This window comes from Aeoliella straminimaris, assembly GCF_024054565.1.
Taxonomy (GTDB): domain Bacteria; phylum Planctomycetota; class Planctomycetia; order Pirellulales; family Lacipirellulaceae; genus Aeoliella; species Aeoliella straminimaris.
Genome location: NZ_JAMXLR010000036.1, coordinates 52,582 through 73,028 on the forward strand (window position 1 = coordinate 52,582; position 20,447 = coordinate 73,028).

At 58.4% G+C, this 20,447-nt stretch carries 18 protein-coding genes and 1 tRNA gene; 6 read left to right on the forward strand and 13 right to left on the reverse strand.

Features of this window, described 5'->3' with window-relative positions; all coding sequences use genetic code 11:
* Positions 1-43 precede the first annotated feature (43 nt).
* The 5 genes from NG895_RS09640 to NG895_RS09660 form a co-directional block, all read right to left on the reverse strand.
* A complete protein-coding gene (locus NG895_RS09640; protein ID WP_252852275.1) occupies positions 44-727 on the reverse strand; it encodes a hypothetical protein in 684 nt (227 codons plus the stop codon).
* A gap of 386 nt (positions 728-1,113) precedes the next feature.
* Positions 1,114-2,727 carry a hybrid sensor histidine kinase/response regulator gene (locus tag NG895_RS09645; RefSeq protein WP_252852276.1) on the reverse strand — a complete coding sequence of 538 codons (1,614 nt, stop codon included), beginning with the start codon at positions 2,725-2,727 and terminating at the stop codon, positions 1,114-1,116.
* A gap of 96 nt (positions 2,728-2,823) precedes the next feature.
* Positions 2,824-3,213 (reverse strand): response regulator, encoded by a 390-nt coding sequence (locus NG895_RS09650; RefSeq protein ID WP_252852277.1) that lies wholly within the window; start codon positions 3,211-3,213, stop codon positions 2,824-2,826.
* On the reverse strand, positions 3,210-5,450 hold the full coding sequence (locus NG895_RS09655) for an ATP-binding protein (protein ID WP_252852278.1): 2,241 nt from the start codon (positions 5,448-5,450) through the stop codon (positions 3,210-3,212). Before NG895_RS09655 ends, NG895_RS09650 begins: the two co-directional genes overlap by 4 nt.
* 14 nt (positions 5,451-5,464) lie before the next feature.
* Positions 5,465-6,088, reverse strand: coding sequence for a biliverdin-producing heme oxygenase (locus NG895_RS09660; RefSeq protein WP_252852279.1), 624 nt, complete (start codon positions 6,086-6,088; stop codon positions 5,465-5,467).
* Between the two features lie 253 nt (positions 6,089-6,341).
* On the opposite strand from NG895_RS09660, the gene NG895_RS09665 reads away from it, so the two are divergent.
* Positions 6,342-7,670 (forward strand): PQQ-binding-like beta-propeller repeat protein, encoded by a 1,329-nt coding sequence (locus NG895_RS09665; protein WP_252852280.1) that lies wholly within the window; start codon positions 6,342-6,344, stop codon positions 7,668-7,670.
* A 167-nt stretch (positions 7,671-7,837) separates the two neighbouring features.
* Here the strand turns inward: NG895_RS09665 and NG895_RS09670 are convergent, their stop codons facing one another.
* The 5 genes from NG895_RS09670 to folE form a co-directional block, all read right to left on the reverse strand.
* A complete protein-coding gene (locus tag NG895_RS09670) occupies positions 7,838-9,160 on the reverse strand; it encodes a CehA/McbA family metallohydrolase domain-containing protein (RefSeq protein ID WP_252852281.1) in 1,323 nt (440 codons plus the stop codon).
* A gap of 933 nt (positions 9,161-10,093) precedes the next feature.
* Entirely contained in the window at positions 10,094-10,306 is a 213-nt protein-coding gene (locus tag NG895_RS09675) for a hypothetical protein (protein WP_252852282.1), read from the reverse strand.
* Positions 10,307-10,363: 57 nt separating this feature from the next.
* Positions 10,364-11,089, reverse strand: coding sequence for an SDR family NAD(P)-dependent oxidoreductase (locus NG895_RS09680; protein WP_252852283.1), 726 nt, complete (start codon positions 11,087-11,089; stop codon positions 10,364-10,366).
* The gene (locus tag NG895_RS09685; RefSeq protein WP_252852284.1) at positions 11,086-11,568 is read right to left on the reverse strand and encodes a 6-pyruvoyl trahydropterin synthase family protein; all 483 of its coding nucleotides are present in this window, start codon (positions 11,566-11,568) and stop codon (positions 11,086-11,088) included. Before NG895_RS09685 ends, NG895_RS09680 begins: the two co-directional genes overlap by 4 nt.
* Positions 11,569-11,598: 30 nt before the next feature.
* Positions 11,599-12,201 (reverse strand): GTP cyclohydrolase I FolE, encoded by a 603-nt coding sequence (folE, locus tag NG895_RS09690; protein WP_252852752.1) that lies wholly within the window; start codon positions 12,199-12,201, stop codon positions 11,599-11,601.
* A gap of 355 nt (positions 12,202-12,556) precedes the next feature.
* Here folE and NG895_RS09695 point away from each other — a divergent pair, with 355 nt between their 5' ends.
* Positions 12,557-13,378, forward strand: a complete 822-nt coding sequence (locus tag NG895_RS09695; RefSeq protein ID WP_252852285.1) for an Fpg/Nei family DNA glycosylase — start codon at positions 12,557-12,559, stop codon at positions 13,376-13,378.
* Positions 13,379-13,445: 67 nt separating this feature from the next.
* On the opposite strand, the gene NG895_RS09700 is transcribed toward NG895_RS09695, so the two are convergent.
* Positions 13,446-13,997: a DUF427 domain-containing protein gene (locus NG895_RS09700; protein ID WP_252852286.1), complete on the reverse strand. Its 552-nt coding sequence runs from the start codon at positions 13,995-13,997 to the stop codon at positions 13,446-13,448.
* Between the two features lie 424 nt (positions 13,998-14,421).
* Positions 14,422-15,252: a PP2C family protein-serine/threonine phosphatase gene (locus tag NG895_RS09705; protein WP_252852287.1), complete on the reverse strand. Its 831-nt coding sequence runs from the start codon at positions 15,250-15,252 to the stop codon at positions 14,422-14,424.
* 1,154 nt (positions 15,253-16,406) lie between these two features.
* Between NG895_RS09705 and NG895_RS09710 the strand changes: the two genes are divergently transcribed.
* Entirely contained in the window at positions 16,407-17,381 is a 975-nt protein-coding gene (locus NG895_RS09710) for a SelL-related redox protein (RefSeq protein ID WP_252852288.1), read from the forward strand.
* Positions 17,382-17,516: 135 nt separating this feature from the next.
* Here NG895_RS09710 and NG895_RS09715 read toward each other — a convergent pair whose 3' ends face one another.
* Entirely contained in the window at positions 17,517-17,909 is a 393-nt protein-coding gene (locus NG895_RS09715) for a hypothetical protein (protein ID WP_252852289.1), read from the reverse strand.
* Between the two features lie 200 nt (positions 17,910-18,109).
* On the opposite strand from NG895_RS09715, the gene NG895_RS09720 reads away from it, so the two are divergent.
* From NG895_RS09720 to NG895_RS09730, 3 genes are all read left to right on the forward strand, one after another.
* Positions 18,110-18,198, forward strand: a tRNA-Ser gene (locus tag NG895_RS09720).
* Between the two features lie 428 nt (positions 18,199-18,626).
* On the forward strand, positions 18,627-19,220 hold the full coding sequence (locus NG895_RS09725) for a TetR/AcrR family transcriptional regulator (RefSeq protein WP_252852290.1): 594 nt from the start codon (positions 18,627-18,629) through the stop codon (positions 19,218-19,220).
* A gap of 74 nt (positions 19,221-19,294) precedes the next feature.
* The gene (locus NG895_RS09730) at positions 19,295-20,446 is read left to right on the forward strand and encodes an efflux RND transporter periplasmic adaptor subunit (protein WP_252852291.1); all 1,152 of its coding nucleotides are present in this window, start codon (positions 19,295-19,297) and stop codon (positions 20,444-20,446) included.
* The last annotated feature ends 1 nt before the right edge of the window (position 20,447 follow it).

A 20,447-nucleotide genomic window follows, 5' to 3' on the forward strand; every position in this document is an offset into this window, starting at 1 on the left:
AAACGCCGGCCGAGAGCAACTTTACTTGTGCTGGAGCGGGAACCTATTTCCGTTTACTACGTACGACTGCCAACATTCCCAGAATTCCCGCGGAGCCTAGGGCCACACTCGATGGTTCGGGAATCGCGGTGGCTTCAATCAGGGCTGAACCGACCGGTGCTCCCGCAAGGTTGGCCGACGAAAGACCTTGATCCAAGAGAAACGTGCCGAACTCGTTGGAGACGAGCAGGTTCCCCGCCACGGTAAGCGACTCATCAAGCACAATCGGTGGATTCATCGTGTCGACTTCGAAGTCGAACAGAATAGCAGGAATGCCAGTGGTGCTCTCGACATAGAATCCACTGGCTGCCCCGTCAAAGCCACCGGCGCGTGCAGCATCAAAGCCAATGGTGAAATCGCCCACGGTCACGGTGTCGCTGTTAAAGGATACGGTGCCAGTATGCTCGATGGTGCCGGCGAAGCTTCCCAAGGCGGGGAATGTTGCCGGATCGTACTCGAAGGTAGTTGGCAGACTTCCGTCTCGCGGATTGATGCCGAAGGCAACGGCGTAGGAGGGATCGGCCGCCACCGTGCCCGCGGTGCTCGACAGCGTCAGGCTGGCTGCCGACTCGAGTGTATCGAAATCGAGATTGACGTTAGTGCGCCCCCCGACGACGAGCGAGTTGGCTTCGGCCGCCTGACTCATTACCAGAATGCAGGCGGCGGCACAAAAGAAAGCGTACCTCATCATTTAGCTCCTGAACGTTAGTGGTGAAAATCTCGGTGCGCAGCATGTTCGCCGCACGTCAGCTCGGTGAATCGAGTTGGGCTGGAGCGCTTTGATGCCTGATGCACCAGCTTCGAAAACGCTCTTTTCAGTAGACTTGCAGCCGTCCATGAGACAAAACCATCTCCAGAGAACTCGCCTCTGGGCACGGTTCAGGAGACTATTGCCACGCCCCGGCGTTCGACAAGTGCAGAGACACACAATTTGCCAAAAAAAAAGAACGTCCCGCACAGAAGAGCGCAGGCCACCAGTACCAACCGGAGAGAGACCCCGCCTTGGCGCTAGAGGCGTTATGGCAGTGGCCGGATTAGGGCGTTTGCAGCTTTGGTGTACCGTCCGCCGTGCGGTTAGCCCCCGCGAGCGATGCCCGCCATCGCGCTGGCCAGTCGGCGATGTAGATTGGCGATATCGATGGGCTTGGTGACCACTTCGTCGCAGCCGGCGGTGCGGCAGCGGTCGGCGTCGCCTTTCAGGGCGGCGGCCGTGATGGCGACGATCGGTCCCATGAAGCCATGAGCGCGAAGCCGCCGGGTGGCCTCCAAGCCATCCATTACCGGCATTTGGATATCCATCAAAACCAGGTCGTAGGGATCGCCGGCAGCCGACTCTTCCACACGATCCAAGGCGTCCTGTCCGTTGGTGGCCAGGTCGACCGTCGCCCCCAGTTCGTTAAGCAGCTTGGTCAGCAGCACTTGGTTGGCGCGGGTGTCTTCGGCCAGCAGGACCAGCTTGCTGGACAAGTCGAGCGTTGGTTCTTCTTCACGAGCCCACAACGGTGTGGTCGAAACATCGTTGGTGGCCCGGGCGGTGCAATCCTCGGCCGGAATCACCAGGGCAAAGGTCGTTCCCTGGGGCGACGTTTGTTCCACCGACAGCGAGCCCCCCATCATCACCGCCAGTTGATGGCTGATAGCCAACCCCAAGCCGGCCCCCGTGAGTTGCTCGCCCTCGCGCTGCTGCCCCTGTACGAATGGCTCGAACAGCTTCGATCTCAGATCGTCGGAGATGCCACACCCGGTATCCTTTACGCGGAAGCAAAGCACTTCTTTCTGCGAGCTGTAGCTGACATCGATGTCAATCAAGCCCTCGGAGGTGTACTTCACTGCGTTGCCCAGCAGATTGACCAGGATCTGACGGATGCGAATAGGATCGATCAGCACGCGATTGGGGACCGCCTCTTCCACCTTCGAATGCAGTCGCAAGTGCTTCTCGCCAGCCCGCAGGCTCATCAAGTCGCAGACGGAGCCAACCAGTTTTCGCACATTGTGCGCCTGCGGTTCAAAGTGCAGCGTACCCGCTTCGACCTTGGCGATATCGATCAAGTCGTTCAATAGATCCGCCAGATGCTTACCACTCTGGACCACCATCTCCAGCATCTCGCGCCGCTCTTCTTCCAGGCTATCGCCCAGATCTCGCTGCAGCAGCTCGGTAAATCCCAGGATGGCGGTCAGCGGGGTGCGCAGCTCGTGGCTGATGGTGGTGAGAAACTGGCTCTTTGCGCGGTTGGCTTGCTCGGCCTGCACCCGGGCTTCTTCCGCGCGCCGCTCGCTCAGCACCAGATCGCGCATCAGCTTGTGACGATGGATGGCGTTGCGGGCAATGCGAGGCAGCATGTCCGCGGTGACGGCCGACTTTGAAAAGAAGTCTTGCACGCCGCGGGTGACGATGTCCGAGACCGATTCGGGGGTCATACTGCCGGTGAGCAGTACAATTGGCACATTGGGCACTTCATCCGGCACGCCCAGCTTCCTGAGAAACTGTTCAGCATTCATGTCCGGCAAGCGGTAGTCAAGCACGACTAGATCGAAGCTTTGGGCAGGGTCGCGCAGTGCCTCGAGCCCCGCGGTGCCATTGGTCGCTTGGACGATCGTATGCCGGATAGTGGAGTCGCCGCGCAGCGCAACGACGATCGACTCGCGATCTTCGGGACTATCGTCAATTACCAAAACGTGTCGCGTCATGCTTCCAAAACATCTGCCCCCTACAGTCGCCTGGCTTGGGGAGTCCTCATCGAACAACCGATGGCGCCCGGCCTACCACCTTGCGGGAATCTCAAATTACTCGGGTAGGTAGGATTCAACCATTGTCTGGACCAGCAGGACAAACTGGTCGGGTTCTTGAGGTTTGACGTAGAAGCTGCGAGCCCCTAACTCCAGGGCCTGCACACGATCGGAGGGGCTCGTGGAGGTGCTGAATACCACCAACGTGAAGCTCGGCCCGCCGCATTCCTTCAGCAGTTGGGGAATCAGATCGAGTCCGCTGCCGTCGGGTAGATGGATATCCAGGACAACCAATTGCGACACTTCGCAGGGACGCGGCGGCATCTCACTGCACTGTTTGACTCGCCCCACCTGCAGGGCCGGACGGGTTTTTTGGATGGCTGCGGCGGCCAGCTCGAAATCCAGGTCCGAATCTTCCAGGAACAGGACACATTGATTGGTAGTCATAGCTGGAGGGGGGACAGGGTAAAGAAGACGGTAGTACCGGTGCCGACCTGCGACTCCAGCCAAACTCGCCCTCCATGACGTTCGACGACCTTTTTTACGATTGCTAATCCAGCCCCCGATCCGCCGCCGTATTGGTCGGGTGCATGCAGTCGGCGGAAGATCTGAAAGACCTCCTCCAAGTGCTCGTTAGCAATTCCTATACCGTTGTCCCGGACGTAATAGACCGGCACCGACTGCGAGGGCTTCTTCGAACCCTGCCCGGGAGGCTCCGCTATTCCCACTTCGATGGTTTTCTTCGGGTTATCGTTGTACTTAAGCGCGTTGGAGGTCAGATTCAGCAGCAGCTCGCGGACGCAAATATAATCTCCCCGCAGCGTCACAGCCGGATCGACCTGCAACACGACCGTCTCCCTGTGTGGTGGCTCGACGACCATCTCGTAAGCCTCACGAGCAACTTCCTCGAGCGTGAACGGCACCACCTCCAGATCCCCCCGGCCCGCGCGCGACAGCCGCAATAGGCCATCGATTAGCTCGGACATGCGAGCGACCTGCCGCTCCAGGGCCACAAGACGGGGTTCCGCCTTCTGGTTGTTGTCCTCGGCGAGTTCCTGCCGCAGAAAGTAGACGATCTGCCGCACGCCGCGCAGGGGCTCCCGCAGGTCGTGCGAGGCGGCGTAGGCAAACGAATCGAGATCGGCGTTCAGGCGGCTCAGTTCCTGGTTGAGTCGCGTGAGTTCGGCGGCCCGGCGTCCGAGCAGCTCGATGACCCCGCCGCGGAGCTCGGTGGCCATTTCGGTGTCGGCTTCCGACCACTGCCGCGAACGCCCGGTTACGTTTTCTTTCCAGAGTGCGAACGACTGCCGCGGCGAAAGTCGCACTCCCTCTTCGGTTTGCGTGGCCGGTTTATGGGGATCGCCCGCCCACGAAACCTCATGCGCGTACTCGCGCCGGAAGAACATCAGGTACTGTCCTTCGTCGGGCTGGATGGGCATCAGCAGGCAGCCACACACGCCACTGTCGCCGAGATCGACCTCGGGCAGCGATTCGGCCAGGCTATTGGTGCTCCAGACACCACCGGCCTGAGCCTGGGCAACAATCTGACGCACTCCGTCAGGAGAGACCGAGTGTCCCCAGATGCCCACTTCCTCGCCCCACAGCATGGCCACCCCGTCGGCGGCCACCAGTTTCTGCATGCGCTGGGCGGCCATCTCGATACCTTGGTGAACACTGGGCGACTCGGCAATGGTGTTTAGCACGCCGGCGTACAGTTTCTGGCGGGAGGCAATCAGGTCGTTCTTCGCCTGCTGCTCGCGGGTCAGCAGATAGGACGAGGCCATCACGCCCAGTACCTCGCAGGCCGAGCGTTGCTCGAACGACAGGGCTCGGGGACTGTAGTGATGACAAGCGATCAGTCCCCACAGCTCGCCAGCGGCCACGATGGAGATGCTCATCGAAGCGGCCACGCCCATGTTTTGCAGGTATTCGATGTGAATCGGCGAGACCGCGCGGAAGTGGCAGAAGCTCAGATCGAGCGGCTCGCCGGTCGCCGGCGTGAGCGGTGGCTCCATGGGGACATTGTGCGAGTTTACGTCGGCGATCGAGCGAACCGTGTTCAGCAGATATAACCGTCGAGCCTGGGCGGGCACATCGGTGGCCGGGTAGTGCAGCCCCAAAAACGGTTCGAAGCGGGCATCCACGTCCTCGCCCACCACGGCGCCATGACCGTCGTCCAGAAATTGGTAGACCATCACCCGATCGAAGCCACTTATTCTGCGTACCTGCCGGGCGATCTCCGAATGCAGCTGTGTGGTGGTCCTGCACGCCTGCAACCGATGGTTGGCCCGGGCCATGAGCAGTGGCAGGCTGAACAACGTCTGGGCACGGTCTTCGGTGGTGCGGGTACTCTCGAACTCGACGATCAACAGTCCCTGATAGCAGTGGGCAATGGCCGACATGCGTTGCTCTTTGGCGGCATTCGACAGTGTCAGCCGCATGGGGTGCGTGAGCGGATGCGGCTCGCGGATCACGGCGCGGAGTTGCTCGCTGCTCTCGGCCGCAAAATAGGCGTCGAGCGGGGTCCCAGGCGATGGCTGAATTCCCGTCCATTCGGCGGCATTGGCTGACCAATGCTGCAATTGGAGCGATGCAGAGTCAAACGCCAGCAGGCAGCCATGCGATTGGATGGCCCCCGCCAGATGTATCGGCTCACGATCGCAGTTCGTGAGGTCGACTTCCATGTTCGTGATTTCACTCAATCCCTTGCCCTCACTACCAATTCGTACTCTGCGAACGTTGCGTTGGCCGCCTGTTGCGAACTCAGTTGGTCCTTCGGCTCGATGAGCAACCGGTTGAGCCAATCGGTCACTTGTTTCCAAACGGCGGCCGTTTGAGAGCCATTGCCCGCCAGATAGCGAGTACCCTCAGCCTCGAGCCCCAGCAACTGCTGCGCCTGGCGGGCGAGGTGCACACCGCCCAGGGCCGAACCCTCCAGCACATAGCAAACTCCCGCTGCCTGGGCCGGCGAGGTGACCCAGTCGAAGTCGTAGCCGTCGCCATGCCGCTTGTCCGCCGAGGGTTCCAGCCCCGACAAACACCGCAGGTCTTCCTCGATCCAGGACGACCGCCGGCGAACTTGCACCCAGGGGCCGGCTCCGGCGAGATGGGGCTCGACGGCCGACTCGGCGGCCGCTATCAGAGACCGCAGGCGACCCAGGAAGGCGGTATAACTGTCCAGCGAGGCAAAGATGTCGGTCCAAGACGACGCCTGCTCCACCGAATGGTGGGCCGAGGCCGTGGCCTGGCGCAAAGTATGCGAAGGCGTGACGGCGCACGTCGAGGCGGGATCAACAGAATGGTGCTTGGGTTGGGCTGGCATGCAGGGACCAGGAGGAATTCGCTAACCGAAAAGCGATGACGCGCCGCCGCTGCGGACCCGAAGCGACTAGCCATACCATCGTAATTCCACATCCGCACCGACGTTTACGGTACGCAGTAGTGAACTAAAGTCAAGTGGGGCAAACTGGCAAAAGGGCCAAATGCGACCAGGCTGGCAGCTCTCGCAGCTTTGACAACTGGCGGAACAGGTCCAACAATACCGCTTGGTCCCTTTTACCCCTGGAGACGGTTTCATGTCCCGGTACCTGCTAGGCTTTGTGCTTTTTCTCGTTTCACTTTCGGCCATCGCCTCGGCCGAGGACTGGCCGCAGTGGTTGGGGCCCGATAGCGCCAGCGAGTGGAATGCCCCGGGCATCAAAACTTCCTTTGGCGAGGGCGACCTCAACATCAAGTGGCGCGTGCCGTGCGGCCCTGGGTACTCGGGCCCGGCCGTGGCCGATGGTAAGGTCTACCTGTTCGACTACGAGGTCACTGAGGGAACCATCGAGAATAATCCCGGCCGCCCCATCGCCCTGAAGGGCAACGAGCGGGTGCACTGCATCGATGCGGCCAGTGGCAAGGTGTTGTGGACCAAGGGCATGCCGGTTGACTATTACGTCTCCTATCCCAGCGGCCCGCGGGCGACGCCTTGCGTGGATGGCGATCACGTCTATACGCTGGGCGCCGAGGGCGACCTGGTGTGCCGCAGCACCTCCGATGGCGAGATTGTTTGGCAGGTAAACTTCCTCAAGAAGTTCGGCATCAAGACTCCCATCTGGGGTCACTCGTCCTCCCCCCTGGTGATCGGCGACCTGGTCTACGTCTTGGTCGGCGGCGAGGGCACCGCCATCGTGGCGTTCGATAAGAACACCGGCGAGGAAGCCTGGCGGGCGCTCAATTCGAACGAACCAGGCTATTCGGCCCCCATCGCCATGGACTTGAACGGCAAGAAGTGCGTCGTCGCTTTCTATCCCTCTGGCGTCGCCGTGCTGGATGCGAAGAACGGCGCCGAACAATGGTCGAAGCCCAGCCAACCGAAGTACGGCATGTCGATCGCCGTGCCCCGTAAAATGGGTGAGAAGATGTTCGTCACCGGTTATGGCGAAGCGATGATGATCGACGGCGTCGGCTCGGGCGATCCGAAAATCATCTGGAAGTCGAACTCACCTCGCGAAGCACTTTACTGCTCGAACGCGCCACCTTACTTCGCCGACGACGTGATCTACGGCTGCGACATCGAGTCGAGCCACTTCATGGCTATCGATCCGGCAACCGGCGACCGGCTGTGGGAAAATCGGGAAGTGCTGGTCGGCCCCGACGCCGGACGTGGCGATCGGCACGGAACCGGTTTCCTGGTCCGCCACACCCCCAGCGGCAAGTACTTCCTGTTCAACGAACGAGGCGAGCTGCTGGTCTGCGATCTGTCGCGAGAGCAGTTCGAAATCCTCGCCCAGGACAAGATCATCGAACCCGATGGCGAAGCTTTCGGCCGCGACGTGGTTTGGACCCACCCTGCGTTTGCCGAAGGGTGCGTATTCGCTCGCAATAATAGCGAGATTGTCTGCGTGGAATTGACGGAGTAGGGGGACGTGCCCCAACTTCCTTCCAGCGTAGCGGCGTAGCCGCAACCCTTCGCTGATAGACTCAATGCCTTCGGCTTCATAAACGTACCGAATCGCCTATCCCGAAGGGATGTCGTAATGCAGCCCAGTGTTGCGGCTACGCCGCTACGCTGGGGGGGCCCTCATGTCTAATCATGGACGTGCTCTGCCTCTTCCGGCGCGGCGGGGCCCAAACTTGGTTGCACCCACGCCTGTTGGTGGTCGCCCACGTCGGACGGGTTCGGGTGCAGGGCCGAGGAGGTGATGCGGGCGCGGACGTAGTATTCGTCGCCTTCGAAATCGTACCTGGCTGAAGTGCCTTCCACCTTCTTTAGCACTTCGCCGATGCCGTCGGAATAGCGATGGGTCACGTGGCGCACCTCGCCGTCGTCGCCGGTGATCGGTTGGCCAACCAGGTCGGTGGAACTGCGGGTGCCGACGAACTCGATGGTGTAGGTCTCACCCGGCACAGCGTCGACTTCCACCTGCAGGCCGTCGTGATCGGTAGCGATGCGTTTCAGCTTCACACCGCTCGAGGCGTAGAAGCGGCCATGCTCGAGCGATTCGATCAGGGCCTCGGGTGTCAGCTCGTTGGCCAACACAACCACCCAACCACGGCCCGGCTCGCTGGCGCGGCTGGGAATGTTGTGGTAGCTGTGGCCATCGTCCACGGCCAACCCGTACATCATGGGCATGCCCAGCGCGCCGATGCGTTGAGCCAGCACAATGTCCCAGATGCGTTCGGTGCCCGGGTGTTCGTCGTCGCCGTGATTGTGCACGCTGGGGTGGCCATTGTAGACCTCGAAGAACTTTTCGCCCCGCACGCGGAGCAGGTCCTCGGCCGTAATGGCGAAGCCGAAGTTGGGGTGGTTCAGATGCACGATCATCGGCTGCCCCGTGGCCTCGCGCTGCGCTTGCACGGCGCGAACGTTATTCTCGATGGTCTCATGCACGCTGCGTCCTCCTTGGGGAGGAATCCTCTCCAGGATGTTGTGCACATTCATATGGATCGGCGCACCGTGGTGGTTGTCGCTGATTTCTTCACCTTGCACCAACAGATACTCACCCGGGTTGTTGAACCGGTCGGCCACTTCGACGAACTGTCGCAGGCGGACTTCCAGGTCGTCGCCCTCGCCACGCTCCTCCACCCAGTTGGGGAACTTCTCCTTCAGCTTGTCGTAGGCCTTCCTTCCTCCCTTGGTTTTGGCCACCTTTACCCACTTCTCGGTCTCGGCCAATACGTTGTGATCGGTGAACACCAGGAACTGGTACCCCTGATCGCGATACCACATGGCGATCGCCTCCAGGTAGTCGTCGCCATCGCTCCAGTGCGAATGAGTGTGCATGTTGCCCTTGTACCACGACTGCCCGTCGCCGGCGACGAGCACCGCCGGTTCATGCCCGCGGACCTCCGTGAACGTGGAAAAACCAACCGCAACACAAGCCAAGATACGAAGACAGAATGCAGGCATGGGAATTTCGATTCCAACTGAGGGGTGAGGGGGGCGGGAATGCTCCCCTAGCTTACAAGACTCACGGACCGGATGCGACAAATTGCGCAGAGTCTTCACAATACACTGGGTGGCTGGGGTCGAGCTCCGCGAGCCCCAGTCAGGCATTTCTAGCGTGACTAACCGATCTATTTCGCTTTAAGGGAACCTTCTGCGCTGCGTTCTTGCCGAACATCTTTGCCACGCAAAGTGCACACACCGTCCTCGGCAGTGGGACCTGCATCGATGCGTTACTTCAAGCGAGCCTGTGCTTCCCCAGTCAGCAGAGGGGGTCTAACCCCTCCCTGGCTTGTCCTTCGGCCCTGCCAGTCCACTGGCGTTATATCGCTGCATCCAATGCTGGCAAACCTGACGAGAACAGCTGACCGGGCGCGGGGGCCGTATAGCCTTCCAAGTCCAACGGTGCGCAGCTGTCGCGTCTGCTAGTCGCTTCAACGGCACTGTCTGCAGTGATCGCCAGGGCGGATGTCGGCCTATGACTGATTTGCTCGACTAAATAGAACGATGGAGAGCCCAGATCAACGTGGCCTATATAGAACACGAAGATACTCTTGGGTGCTGAATATTGCCCGCCGCTACCACAACGGCAAGGCCTTTAAATTCAGTTGGACGACAAATTCTCTCTCACAAATCGTCTGAGATTCCTAGATAGAATACGTGCAGTTAGCGATGGATTGGGAAGTAACTCCTGCTCGAAACGCCCAGACACCGACGCCTTCAGCATGATCCGATTACGTAACAATAATCTCAGTAACGGCTCTAACGGGCGACCGCTCACTATGCCGATGCGGAGAAGGGAAGTCAGCCCATCAAAACGGACAACGATCTTACGTCCTTCGAATTCAAGCGTGACCGGTCGGCCCATGCACAGTCCCCATAGCCGGCCGGTCATAATCAGTTTGGGCTTGAGCCGAGATCAGTCGTTCGCACCTTGAGAGTGCCAGACAGGACCCATTCGGCGTGTTCGGCATCGCTGCCAGCGCCGCTTGGGACTTTGAAGTGCATGTCGTCGAAATCATAGATGATCTCGGCGTTTCTTCCAGTTAAACGATCGTACAAACCGATAGCCAAGTCTGGCCAAGTTGTTGTGTGTTGATTGTCTGGCATAACAGTCCTCCACTTTCTCTAAATCTAGGAATAGTTAGGGCTCGTAATATGATTTGGTTACCCTCGACGCACGCTTGCCAGCCCGCCGTCGATGTTGAAGACCGATCCTGTTATCCAACTATTCTCCGGCTCAATCAGCCATAGCACGGCAGAAGCGATGTCTTCTGGCTCTCCCAGCCTGTCGACGGCGTGCATCTTCCGCGAGTACTCAGCAGATCGCTCCTTGGACCAGATTTGTTGCGTCATCTTCGACTTTACAAGGCCTGGTGCGATGACGTTGAAACGGATTCCCTTCGAGCAATAAGTGGCCGCTGCTGATCTAGCTAAGCCAGCAACGCCGGCCTTCGCGGCGGCAATTGCCTCGTGGTTGGGCAGGCCGATCTCGGCCGCCGCCGAGGAGAATAGTATCACCGATCCACCGGAATCCTTCATCACGTTGGCAGCTGACTTCACTACTGCGAATGCAGAGGTCAGGTTGCTCCCAATCGTGTCGTGCCATTCCTCGGCAGTGGTGATGTTGGCTGGCTTGATCAACACGGATCCGACGCAGTTTACGATGCCTTGTAAACCACCTAGTTTGGTGTGGGCAGCTTGAACGCACTGATCGACTGCTTCTATCTCAGATGCATTTACCACGGAGTAAGGGCTGTCGAGCTCGGAACTGAGTTCGGCCAGGTCCTGTTCAGTACGGCCCGCTAAGAAGACTTGGTGGCCTTTGCTCCTGAGGCCACGGGCCACTCTGGAGCCAACGGCACCAGTTGCACCTAGAATCAGGCAATTCATGATACTGCCTCTATCTGTAGAAGCTCGTTGTCTTTATTGGCAAAGTGCCGGTTGTCAGACACCCAGTCTTCCCGAGTGTAGACGCAGACCGACGAATCGGTTTCGCGGATTTCGAGTTGATGAAGCCGGAAGCCGAGTTCGGTAATTTCGCCAAATAAGATGAACGCCAGATTCTCCACGCTCGTTGGACGTGTAAACCGTTTCAACCGCAGCGTTTCACCGGTGCGCTCGCAGTGGTCCACTAAAGTCCTGTAAAGCGGATCTTCTATATTGATCAACAGAGCGTGGTCGTACTGTGTCTTCAATAAAGGTGCTACCTTGGCATCAAAGTCGCCAAAGAGCGTACTGATTGAACCCTTCCGCTCGACTTCGAAGTGGCAGACCACTCCGTACCGGTGGCCATGCAGGTTGCGACACTTGTCTGCCAACTCTTCGTTCCGATGAGCGGCATAAAACTTGTATTCTTTGCGAATGATCATGATGTTTTTTCGAGTCGGTGAGAGTGCACCTCACCTACCTTGGATGAGTGACAGCACTTCGGATCGGCTGGCTTGGTTGCTCTTAAATTCGCCACGCAAGGCGCTGGTGACGGTCAGACTTCCAGGTTTGCGAATTCCTCGAATCGACATGCACGAGTGCTCTGCCTCGATGACGACCGCCACACCGGAAGTTTGCAGTTCGGACTCGATTAGGTCTGCAATTGTCTGGGTCATCCGTTCTTGGACCTGAGGTCGCCGTGAGACTTCTTCGACGACTCGAGCCAACTTGCTGAGCCCCGTTACTTTTCCGTTGGGTAGATAGCCGACATGCGCAACTCCACTAAAGGGTAGCAGGTGGTGCTCGCACATGCTGTTAAACCAGATGTCACGCACCAGCACTAGTTCGTCGTACTCTTCTGGGAAAGTGACTCGCAGGTGCCTGGCTGGATCGCTTTGCAGACCCCCAAACATCTCTGCATACATCTTCGCCACGCGTCGAGGGGTGTCTATTAGGCCAGGTCGGTTGGGGTCTTCTCCAACCGCTTCCAGGATTGTGCGTACAGCCGCCTCGATACTTTGTCGGTTAGCTTCCGTCAGGTCAGATTGCAAATGGGTCCGATTGGAGTGGCCCACTCTCTTGACCTTCGGTCGTGCTGCCTCGGTGTGATGGCCATTCGAGTCAGACAAAGGGCTTGCTATCATCTTGGTCTCGTGGTTGCGGGTGTTCTCGTTCCAACAGTGGTTCTATAGTTACGCAGTTAGGATCGACAAGTCGCGGGCCAAGGCGTATTTCCGAGCCCCGGCAGATGCGGTCTGGGACCGAAGCGAGAATCGCAAGGCGTGAGATTTGAGTAGCAGCTGGCAGGTTGAAGGAGACCGCCGATCGACTTCTTGGTGTTCGCCGACTCAGAGGACCAAGGCGTCCACCGCAACGTTTTTTTGCTCACGAATGTGGAGATGGAATTAGCTCCGCCAGGAGGCTAAATAGATGCCAGAGGGACATGCTATCCACCGCATCGCCCGCGATCACAACCGTGACTTTGCCGGCCAATCGCTAATCGTTACCTCACCGCAAGGACGATTCGTCCTTGGTGCCCGCCGCATAAATGGTGAAACATTGGAGCGTGTCGAGGCTCACGGCAAACACCTCTGCTACCACTGGTCGGGCGGCCAACTCCTCCACATCCACTTGGGGCTATACGGCAGGTTCCGGAATCATCGATCACCACCCCCGGAGCCCCGAGGGCAGGTGCGCCTGCGCATCATCGGGGAGGGCAAGTCCTTCGATTTGAACGGCCCCAATCGCTGCGAACTGCTGACGCACGAAGAGTGGCGACTTCTGCGTAACCGGCTAGGCGAAGACCCACTGCGAGACGACGGCGACCCTACTGTCGCATGGCGGAAGGTCCAGGCGAGTCGAGCAGCAATTGGCTCGTTGCTGCTAAATCAGTCTATCCTTGCGGGAGTGGGGAACATCTACCGCAGCGAAGTCCTATTCCTGCTTCGCATCCACCCAGCCACGCCAGCCAAGTACCTGAGTCGAGGTCAGTTCGACGACCTCTGGAGTGAGCTGCAGCGTTTGCTGCAGATCGGTGTGCGTTACAACCGCATTATTGTTGCCGAACCTGAAGCGGTCGGACGACCGCGCAGCAAGATGAGGCGGGAAGAACGGCTGCTGATATACAAGAAACAGCACTGCTCGAGTTGCGGAGCGCGCGTCCATTCCTGGGAACTGGCTGCTCGAACGGTTTATGCCTGCAGTCGGTGCCAGCCACACCCGCGGGCCAACCGCGAAGTGGCACGACCCTAGTCGACTGGCATTCTCTTCCAACTGTATGAAGGAATCGGACGGCATTCTGCCCGCGGGTAGTGTTGCATCACCAACCCTGCGAACCCGGTTCCCCTTTGAACGGGCCGACGATTTCCGGCGTGACCCATCCACCGTAGAAACCGCCCGCCTGCGGTTGGACTCGGATTCCGCCAACGCAGCAGTCAACCCGCGACGGGTAGAACGCCAAGTAGCCTTTGATCGCTTCGAACTGCGGGAAAGGCTGTTCGTACGACCACGCAACCTTGAGGCCCGGTGGGTGCTCGGGGACGACGACAGACCAGTAGGTAGCTTCACCTTTCCATTCGCAGAAAGATGTACCGCTTGCCGGTTGCAGATATTCAGATTGCACGTCAGAGCGAGGCAGGTAGAAGGTTGGCGGGCTCGCCGTTTCCAGAACACGCATCGCCCGTGTCGTGCGAGCAATCTCCACTCCCTCGATTGCCACCGTCACCAGGCGGTCGTCCGCCTCGATTGCTGGCGGGCGCGGATAGTCCCACACAGACTCCTGCCCCTCTTGCGGTGGAACGGCGAAATCTGGCCGTTTGTCGCCGGTGAAGTTCCATAAACTTCGAGTTTGCTCAAGCCAGGAATCGGACATCGATCTTCTACTTTTCAATCGCCTCGAACCAACCTGTAAACAATGGCGCTAAAGTAGCGCGACGATGGAGAGACCAGACGTTGCAGTTGGTTGTGGGACTAATCACGTCCAGCACTGTCTTTTCGAAACACCTCCGACTGCACTGCTCGAGCATCTCTCCGAAACGCGCCGGGATGTTCGACGTAAAGCTGTTCTCCACACTCGGTGCAGGCGGGTTGTGCCGGTGAAACGCTGGCTCTACAACTCGGGCACTCCGAATCAAGGTGCGATGTCGGTAGGTAATCCCGATCCCAATGCGACACGTGTTGCTGCTTGACGGGTTCGGAGTAGATCTTCATCTTTGACATGGAATAGTTCTCTTTCGATAGTCGGCTCCCCTTCCGAAATAATAGGGAAGTTGGCACTTTCGCCAAGCGAAGAAGATCTAGCTGAAGGATGTGGAATCACGCGGTGGGCGGAGCAAACGAAGAGGTGCCAACAGGTTTGCAGCTAGAGTGGGCGAAGAACCATCGGCCTGAAAAAGCAATGCGGTGGCGTCGTCGTCCCGCAGATTTCCCTGGTCGAGTTTCGAGACTTGCTCTATCACTTCGGGGAGAATTCGATCCGGCTGGGAAACATCGATCTCCTCCACAATTTTGTGAAGTCCGTGGGAGCCAAGCGCTTGTCCGTTCGGGGTCAGCGCCTCGGTGTATGCGTCGCTTACACACAGAACGAGGTCGCCGGGTGACAAACTTGTTTCGAATCGCGAGTAGTCAGACTGATCACTCACGCCCAAGGGCGTGTCGGCCAGACCATCGCCTCGAGCGGTGGGAACAAGTTGTTCGGCCGACTCCCAGGCACCTTTGTCCGCTCGATACAGAAGCGCGACGGGATGTCCGGCATTGCAGAATTGAAGAGAGCGGGTTGGTGAAAAATAAGTGCAAACCAGCGCTGTGGCGAACACCGCAGGGTCGGTGCCAGAGAAGAACTCCCGGTTCATCTCGCGAACAAAGCCAGTTTGGCTGATAACGTTGATGTTTTTTCTCATCAAGTCCCGCAAGCCTGTTGCGATCTCGGCCACGGCCGGACCGTGGCCACTCACGTCGGCCAGCAGCAATCGCGTGATGCGGCCCGATGCGCAAGACGATATGTAGTACACATCTCCACCGCTATCCCCCATGCCATGCGCAGTGCTGCGCAGCCAAAGCTTCAGGCCCGACACCGCAAAAGATCGATCAATCGGAGAGTTGCCCCCCCACACTTCCATGCATTCCATTCGGCCAGTTACTCGATCGTTTGTCTGCATTGTGCTTCTATTTTGTCGATGGATGATGGACACCCGGAACCACTAGTCTGCAGCACTGAGAGCTCGCTGATGCGCCTCGAACGAAACCGCGCTGCGGACCTTTGACTCCGTCGTCGAGTGGCACGACGCCGTACTATCCTGTCACATGGCAAGGCCTGATATCGTACTTGATTGTGCTGAACCACAATGGTTGGCGATAGTTGCACCAGTGAGATCAATGCACACCTGCTATGTAGGCTCTTCTCCTTTGATCGTGGGATGCCTGCAGCATCAAGATTGGCAAATGGCAACTCCCAACTGGGCGTCCCTACCCCTTCATTCTTGTTAGCCGACTCGATTTGGCTAGTCTAGATAGTCCGCAGTTCCCATCGGAAACCGCTGAGATTCCCGCCGACCGATAGATCGAGTTGGTGGGCCGCCGACCATCATGCGGCCACGATGGCCAGCACGAACGTGCTAGCGAACCTGCCCCACTGTACGCAGGGGGCAGGGGACCCTAGAGAGCGGGCGGAAGGATTCCGGTGCTGGCTCAGTCACGGACGCGGACGATCATTCGCCCTGTGAGGCGACCATCCAAAGGAGCGGTTGGGGGGAAAGCGTTTGGCGTGGTGCGGGGCATCAATCCTCCATCTGCCTTGAGCAGTGCCAGATATCTAGCGAGTCTGCCATGGAAGTCATCACAGCCAGCGGGTGGAGCGAAAGCGGAGTATCTGGCATGATCACTACCCGAGTACTCGCGGATCTCTTGGCTCAAGTTGCTACCACTTCGTACATGACTCGATTGGTTGGGTTCGTGCAAGTCGTCCACTACTCGCATTTTGAAAATGTCGGGAAGTTGGATTTCTCGGGGTTCGAACAACGGCACACAGGGCTAACCACCTGGGGCGTCGGCCACCCACAGGTGGATGTAAAGGCCGTGCCTGCATCTCAGGTAGGGCCGACGGCGAAATCCGCTAAAATCGAGCAGCGACTTGTCGTATCTGCCGAACCCGCTATAAACCCAGAGTGTTGACAGTGCGACGGCTCGTTTTGCTCCACATCGAGATGTTCATCGGGGATGAGTTGCTCGCACTCCCAAAGTGTTTGCTGACGAAAGATCTAAGCCGTTGGACACACCGACAAACATGGAACCAGACGTAACTGAGCATCGAACCGATGTTGCCAGCCGGAGCATCCTAGTCGTCGCAGGTGCCTACAACCTCCTCTGGGGAGCCGCGGTCATTGCCTTCCCAGCTTGGGCTTTCAGCCTCTTCGGCTTCGAGAGCCCGCCTTACCCCGAGATTTGGCAGTGCTTGGGGATGATCGTAGGGGTATACGGAGTCGGATACTTGATTGCTTCGAGCAATCCGAGCCGTCACTGGGCCCTTGTCTTCGTGGGTCTATTGGGCAAGATTCTGGGCCCGGTGGGATTCGCCTATTCGGCATTGAATAACGCCCTCCCTTGGAGTTGGGGATGGATCATTTTGTTCAACGACCTGATTTGGTGGATTCCATTTGGCTATGTTCTCTACATGGCAGCGAAGAAGAACTCGGATTCGAGCTTTGCAAAGCCCTACGAGTTGGACGACGCGATCGCACTCTTTCCAAGTCACCACGGCCAAACGCTGCTGGAATTGTCGAATGAAAGCCCTTTGATGATCGTTTTTCTGCGGCACTTTGGCTGCAGTTTCTGCCGGGAAGCCCTGGACGATCTCAGGCAAGTCAGGAGTCGTATTGAAGAGCTCGGTTTCAATATTGCTTTAGTTCACATGAGTTTGCCGGACGATGCCGAGAGCATGCTGGATCGTTACCAGCTTCGTGGCGTTCATTACTTTTGCGACGTACAGTGTGATTTCTATCGCGCTTTCGGACTGAAGCGAGGAACAGCATCGCAGCTCTTCGGACCTAGGCTATGGCCTCGAGCGATCAGCGCAATCTCCCAAGGACACACCGTTGGTCGGTTAGCTGGTGATGGATTTCGCATGCCGGGAGTCTTCTTCCTCTATCGCGGCGAAATTTGGAGTTCGTTTCGGCACCAAACTGCCGCCGACAGACCAGACTATCTCGAGCTTGCGAACCAAGTGAAAAATATCTTGGATGCAGAATCAGTGCCGTCCTAGCAGAATGTTCGCCGTACAGTCATCACCCAGTGATGGAATGCTCGACCGACGGCAAGAACACGGAACAATAAGATGCCTACGCGATCGCGCGCTGAATGCAGGTGATGCAATCGCGTGGCGCGTTCGACTAGTACCTTAATCCACTACTATCCGAACAAGAACGTAGCGTCGCCAACCAGAAGGCTGGGCGAATGCCCCGGTGCGTGTTGAAAGTACGACCTGGCAATATTGGTCGTAGCCGCACTCCTCAAGAGACGCGTAGTCGGAGTCGAAGGTTGGCAGTTCGGTGTTCGTGGGTGTGCTTGGTTCACGCCCAACCTGCAGGTCGTCCTTAAGAGCGTCGTAAAGGGCTGAAGCGGGCTTCCACCACTCATCGCCGGGCAGGACTTCCATCTTTCCGTCAACAACTTTGCCCCACGTGCCGCAGTAACGAACCTTGCCCCGTGTTTTCTTTGTCCATGCATCATTGCTGGCCGGGGCAAGAGGAAAGTCCTTGTTCGGCTTGCGGGAAACCTTGTGCTTGCCCACCGAGGTTTTGCGTGAGCGGGGGATAAGCTAGAATTGTCCACGGCATCGATTCCTTTGCTTTAGGATCCAGTCGGTGTCGACTTGCCCGGTGTTCCAGGTCGGGCAGGGCACTGTTTAATACCGCTTTCACCGTGCGCGGTATTTAGCCGCCCGGCAAACAGGCGGGCAAGTCGGCAGAAATGCCTGCAAATTAGCGGTTCGGTCGGGTGGCAGAGTCTGGTTGAATGCACCGGTCTTGAAAACCGGCGTGCTCGAAAGAGTACCGGGGGTTCGAATCCCTCCCCGACCGCTTACCGCACGGCACGCCAGTTACCGCACGGCACACCAGGGCAGCCTGTGTTGGTCGGCTGCTAGCTAAGGAGGCCTCCTGCCGCGGTGCTGCTGGATGCTGAGCAAGGCGACTCCAACTCATCTCGCGCCGATCGATGTCCGCTGGTCGGTTGGAATCCCCCTTCGAGTACCAGATCTTCTGCTACGTAAGTCCGAATTGAGATTGCTTGTCCCATCCTGAGATGCCAGAACGCCCGCATCAGGTGGATGCCAGCATCTGCTGGGGGCTGGTAGGAGTTCGTAAGTCCTTTGGTGGAAGTGACTTGTGGATTTCTTTGGGGAATGGCCTGTACTTCCGAGACGACTGGTCTAATAATTGCGTTCTGGAGTGGCATGTACACTTTGCCCTACCAGCCCCACTCAGAACCTATTAAAGTCCCCTCGGTCATGACCACCACTACCACCACCATCGACACCCGCCAACGAATCATCGAGGCCGCGACGCGGGCGATGATCGAAAAGAGCTACAACGGTGTTGGGCTGAATGAGATCTTAAGTTCAGCTGGCGTACCGAAGGGGTCTTTTTATCACTTCTTCAAATCGAAGGAGCAGTTGGGCATCGCGGTTGTGGAAAAGGCCACCGCCGACAAATGCAAGCGACTGCGGGAGCATTATTCGAACCGAAATCTGGCCCCGTTGGCGCGTTTGCAGGGGCTCTTTCAAGAAGTGCGAGCGGATATTGTCGAGGGAAATGTTCGCTCGGAGTGCGTCATGTGCAAGCTGGCCTTGGAGCAGGCCGCTCTTAGTGACTTGATGCGAGTGGCCATCCGATCTGGATACGACCAGTTCAGGGCCCTGACCGCCCAGGTCCTTCGCGAGGCACAGAGCGAAGGAGAGATAGATGCGAACCTCGACGCTGAATCGCTGTCCGACTTCCTGACGGTGTCGTTTCAAGGTGCGATGATTCGGGTGGAGATCGACAATGAGCTGAAGCCAGTCGACAACTTCCTGCACTATGCATTCGAAGTCCTGCTGAAGTGAGGAGGGCTCTGCGCCCATCCTTTTTTTTGTGAAATTAACTAGACGACTGGTCTATTCCGCTAGGAACTACCTCTATGATACGCCCCGCATTTTTAAGCCTGCTAGTTCTCGCATCGGCGGCTTCGCTGGCCGCCGCCCAGCAGCCACCTAGCTCGGTACGGGCGGTTCGGGTGGAGGGTCGGGAGATCCAGAATCATCACCGGGTAACTGGCAGTTTGAGAGCGGTTGCACGCGGTGATGTCTCCGCGCTCGAAGAAGGTCGCATCGTCGAAGTGACGGTTCGTGAAGGTGCCGAAGTTCGCGAAGGTGATGTGATTGCCCGTTTGGACGATCGGCGGCTGGCCGCTCAACGTTCCGAACTGGCGGCCGCGCTACAAACGGCCGAAGCACGCGTCGCGCAGCGCAAGCTCGAAATGCAACAAGCACAGCGCGATCTGGATCGATCACGCGGTCTGGTTTCGACCCATGCTATTTCGGTGGAAGAGTTCCAGCACCGCGAGACGGACGCAGCGGTGGCCGAGGCAAGCCTGACCACAGAAGTGCGTCGGGTCGCCGAAGCGAAGAGCCAGCTGGAATTGATCGATGTCCGTCTTGCCGACATGGTGGTTCGGGCTCCTTACGGCGGCCACGTGGTGACTCGCCACGCAGAACCTGGCGAGTGGATTCTTCCGGGCGAGCCCTTCGTAACACTGGTTTCCACTGGTGAGATCGAAGCTTGGCTGCACGTGCCCGAGCGATACTCGCAGTCGATCTCCAGTCAGCCGCTTGAAGTAAAGGCGGAAGGCTTGCAGGAACCGGTCACTGCCCTTGCTGCCAAGCGAGTGTCTGACGTGGATTCTCGGACTCGGACATTTCCCCTGGTGCTGACGCTCGACGATCGTTCTGGACAACTGGTGCCAGGCATGTCCGTCAATGTGTGGTTGCCGGTTGGTAAGCTCGAGCGGCGAATTACCGTCCCTAAGGATGCCGTGATTCGCAACGGTCGCGAAGCCTACGTATACAAGGCGGTTGATCAACCATCGGGAACCGTGGCGGTACAAACTCCCGTTGTGGTGGCTTTCGAAACCGGCAGTTCTGTGGCCATAGCGGATGGTCCTTTGTCCGATGGCGACCGTGTTGTCGTCGAAGGCAACGAGCGGCTGATGCCCGGCTCGGCCATCGTGGTGACGATGCAACAGCCCGAGCGGCCTGGCCACGAAGAAAAGGTGGCCTCGCGCGAACGCTAGG